General features: G+C 64.4%; 4 protein-coding genes and 2 pseudogenes. All 6 read right to left on the bottom strand.

From position 1 onward, the window contains the following. Positions 1–35 precede the first annotated feature (35 nt). Positions 36–1,433, bottom strand: a complete 1,398-nt coding sequence (locus tag U9977_RS26295; protein WP_322751964.1) for an ABC-three component system protein — start codon at positions 1,431–1,433, stop codon at positions 36–38. A 261-nt stretch (positions 1,434–1,694) separates the two neighbouring features. Next, entirely contained in the window at positions 1,695–1,958 is a 264-nt protein-coding gene (locus U9977_RS26290; protein WP_322751963.1) for an ABC-three component system middle component 6, read from the bottom strand. Then, positions 1,955–2,719: a hypothetical protein gene (locus U9977_RS26285; RefSeq protein WP_322751962.1), complete on the bottom strand. Its 765-nt coding sequence runs from the start codon at positions 2,717–2,719 to the stop codon at positions 1,955–1,957. Before U9977_RS26285 ends, U9977_RS26290 begins: the two co-directional genes overlap by 4 nt. A gap of 103 nt (positions 2,720–2,822) precedes the next feature. Further along, positions 2,823–3,032 (bottom strand): annotated as a pseudogene (locus U9977_RS27330) (DUF6879 family protein); the annotation flags it as partial. Positions 3,033–3,237: 205 nt separating this feature from the next. After that, positions 3,238–3,435: a hypothetical protein gene (locus U9977_RS26280; RefSeq protein ID WP_322751961.1), complete on the bottom strand. Its 198-nt coding sequence runs from the start codon at positions 3,433–3,435 to the stop codon at positions 3,238–3,240. A gap of 13 nt (positions 3,436–3,448) precedes the next feature. Then, positions 3,449–3,712: pseudogene (locus U9977_RS26275) on the bottom strand (transposase); the annotation flags it as partial.

Here is a 3,712-nt window from a genome sequence, read left to right as displayed (position 1 = left end):
GTCCGCGAGTCGCGCCTGATCAGTAAGGGGAGAGGTCAGAAGCGGAAGCCGAACAGGCCGCCGTCGGCATACGCGTCGGTGAGCCGTGGCTCACGAATGAAGTTGGACGGATCGAACCCCTGCCTGATCGCCTTGTCCAAGTCGTCGGAGTTGATCGTGACGATGTACTGCATGCCTTCGATTTCGGTGACCTGAACGGCGAGCGCCAAGGCGTTGGCGACTTGGCGGGCGTCGACGCCGTCGAAGAGGTGACTGTCGTGAATGAGAAAGTCCGGTGCTCGCCCAGCGCGGTGTGCGAGCACCGCGACGGTGAGGTCGAAGCAGAAGACGACCATGTTCCCGATACCGCGGCTGTCGTCGCTGTCGATACGCGGCTCGATCTTGAGGCTGTTCGTGGTGGGACGGAACGCGAGGTAAGCCTCCCGGCCGTCGCCATACAGGGCCTGGGCGTAACTCAGGAAGAGCCGGGTCGCTTCGCTGGTCTGACGCTCGCGCTCGTCGAGATCGGTCAGCAGCTCCTGCTGTATCCGCGCTCTCATGGCCTGTATTTCTGCTTTGCTGGCCTCGAGTGCCTGTGCCGCCTCGAAGCGGTGCCGTAGCGACTCGAGCCGGGCTTGCTCTCGGCCCAGGCTGTTCTGGAGCACGGTGAGCGCGTCAAGTGCGCCGCCCTCGTTGAGAAGCCGCAGCAACTGGGCCTGTTCCTCGCCTAGTTCCGCCCGCTCACGCCGCCGCGCCTCGAGTCGCGCCCGCGTCGAGTCGACTTCCTCTTCGAGGTAGTGGCGCCGATTGCGAACGACGGACTCGTGAAAGCTGTACACGTCGGAGAAGCGACGACCGATCTGGTCGCCGAGCATCACACCGAGTTCGGCGTACATCGACTCGATGTCGCCGACTTCGGGACGGGCGGCTTCGGCCACGGCTCGGGACAGGTCCTCGAGGTTGCGACGGTCCGCCGCGTCGGCGTTCGACAGGTTACGTATCCGATCGCCGAGCGCGTCCGCTCGTCCCCTGAGGTTCTCGTATTCCGGTACCACCTGGAAGTTGCGAACCTGGTTGGTGAGTCTGGCAAGCTGGACCTCGGCGACGGTGATTTGTCCACGCAGGTCGGCCGCAGCGCCGACGACCCGGCCGAGGAGAGGATCATTGGCCGCCTTCCGTAGCTGCCGACGGGTCTCCTCCCGCGCCTTGACCTCCTCGTACCGGCCGGCGAGGCGCCAGTCCAGACCGAGCAGGTAGGCGAGATTCGTCGCCGCCTGCGACTCGGGCTGCCTGGAGTGACTCAGGGTGGCCTCGTTGAACCCGTGGGACGACACCCTGCGGGCAAGAAAGGACATCAAAGTCCGACCGCTCACTCCGGGGTGATCGGGCGGCAGTCCGAACAGCTCGGCCTCAACAAGCCGGTTCCACTCGTCGACCCGAACCGGGCCACCCACGCCCGCCGCCGGACACGGAGACCGTCGTGGGCTCCAGTCCAATCGAGCACGAGCTCGAAGGTGATGCCCCGCAGCGCCCGATGCGCCGCCACATGCGACCCGCCGTTGGTCACCCTCGCGCCGAGCAGGAAGTGGACGAGCTCCACGAGGCTGGACTTGCCTGCCCCGTTGCGACTATCGGTGCGCTGGGATTCCGGAGTCGTGTCTGATACGACAGGATTCAGTCCTGGGGTGAACAGCAAGGACTTGAACCTCGGATCATCAGCGGTCAGGCGCCGCAGCATCGGACCTCCCCAGCACGAGAAGGTCGCCGCGAAGATCGACGACACCGAGCGCGTGAAGCATATCGAGCGCGAGGACGAACCAGCCGAACGAGACCGGCGTGCTGTTGTCCTTCTGTCGCCGCGTCTGGAGTCGAGACCACGTTTGGCTGACGGTGGTCGGCTCCTGAAGCTCCAAGGTGATCTGAGCGCCAACCGCGAGAAGAGACCGGTCGGGTGGCAGCCCCCTTGTAGGAGCGATCATCCCGGAAAGCCCGTACCCGCGCTCTCCAGACCCCACCCCGCGGGCGGCGCCTCGAAGATATGACAGCGCTCGAAAAAATAAGCGAGAATCACCCACGCATTACGCTGGACCCTCGGCGGGTGATGCATGTTCCCGAGAACGTAGAAATGCAAGTCATTGAGGATGTCCTCTGGCTCATCCCACAGGCGACGAGCACCACGGTAGAACACGGAGAAACCCTCGGCGATCTCGTCGAGCAACTCGGCGAGCTCCTCCATCCCCACCCCGTAGACCAGCGAATCGACCGGGATTGGACACCCAAGGATGTCCTCGGCGCTCGCTTTGTCCAGCCTCCCGATCTCAGCCAGGAGCGCTCGTCTTCCCATGTGCTCGAAGCGGAGCAGAGGATTGGCTGTGCTGGCCTTGACCAGTTCCGACGTAAGCACGGGATGCATTCCCCGGCGGTCGTTGTGCACGAAGACGAATGTCCTGAACTCACCAGTTCTTTTCACCATTGCATTCGCCAGGTCGGCGCGGAATTTCCTCCGGACCTTCGCTTCGTCAAAGACCTCGGGCGCGTAGCATACGTACATTTTTCCCGAGCACAGAGCGAGCCCGTCCGCACCCTGGTCTCCCAATTTTCCAGCGGTCCGTACCGGGAGAAAGTCAGCGTACCGCAGGCTCATTAGGTCATGAAAAAACTGCTCAAACGCGGTGCCGAACAAGTCAATCAGAAGGTCGTCGAACTTGAGACGGACGAAGATCCGCTGTTCGTAATCCATGCCGACTCACATCCCCGCATCCAACTATCAGTACAATCAGGAGCGTAACGTCACGTACACGCTGAGGTGACCACTTCTCAGAAGAAGGCTACGAAGACGGCACTTACGCAACGCCCAACAGTCGTCTCGAACAGGATCTCGGGCACGGCCCGCTGGCCGGTAGATCGACGAGGTGGACACGGCTCCAGCGTTTGCCGGCGATCGTGTCGGTCGCGATCCGTGCCAGCCATGGGGAGGTCCGGACCGAGCACTCAGGTCGGGGGCGCCTGGCGCGCCAGGCGTCGATCTCCTCACGTTCGCTGGCGACCCGGTAGGTCTGGAGGGTCTACAGACGGAACGCGGTGGACCGGAACCGGTCGAAGCATGCCGCGGCCTCCGGGGTCATCACTGCGCGGCCTCGGCGCGCAGCGCGGCGGCGGCCTCGAGGAGCACCTCATGCGGCACGCGAACGACCGCCTCGACGTCCGGGGGGACGGCGTCGGTCAGGTAAAGCCCCAATGCCACTGACGCTAAGTCGATCAAGCTGCAATCTGGGGGTTCAGCGGGTTGGCGAGCCTGATCGTGGGCGGGGCGTCGTGGCGGGTGCCGCGCTGGCCGGGCTTCTTGACGGGGAACTGGTTGTGCCGGGCTCGACGGACGACACGGGGGAAGGAACGTTCGCGGCGGGTGTTGAGCCTGTCTGGCCGGGTGATGTCCGCGGCGAGCAGCCGCAGCACGCGGTGATGCCGGTCAGGGGGGAAAAACCGGGTCGGTGACGACCCGGTCGCGGATGATCCTCACGGTGCGTAGGAACGTGACCCGGTCGGGGTCGATCCCGGCGGCGGTCGCGGCCCGGCAGGTCAGGGCGCTGATCGCGTGGTGGGTGAGCCGGTAGCCCCAGACCTCCTGGTAGACGGTGTCGGGATGCTTGGAGCGCAGGACCTTCCCTGGGCCGCGCAGGTAGGTCTTGAGCTGCTTGTTACCGGTTTCATGTTCCCATCTGTGCTGATATCC

The organism is Protofrankia sp. Cas8, assembly GCF_963555845.1.
Lineage (GTDB): Bacteria > Actinomycetota > Actinomycetes > Frankiales > Frankiaceae > Protofrankia.
Note: the sequence above shows the minus strand (reverse complement) of the source record. Positions and strands in the feature narration are given on the sequence as shown.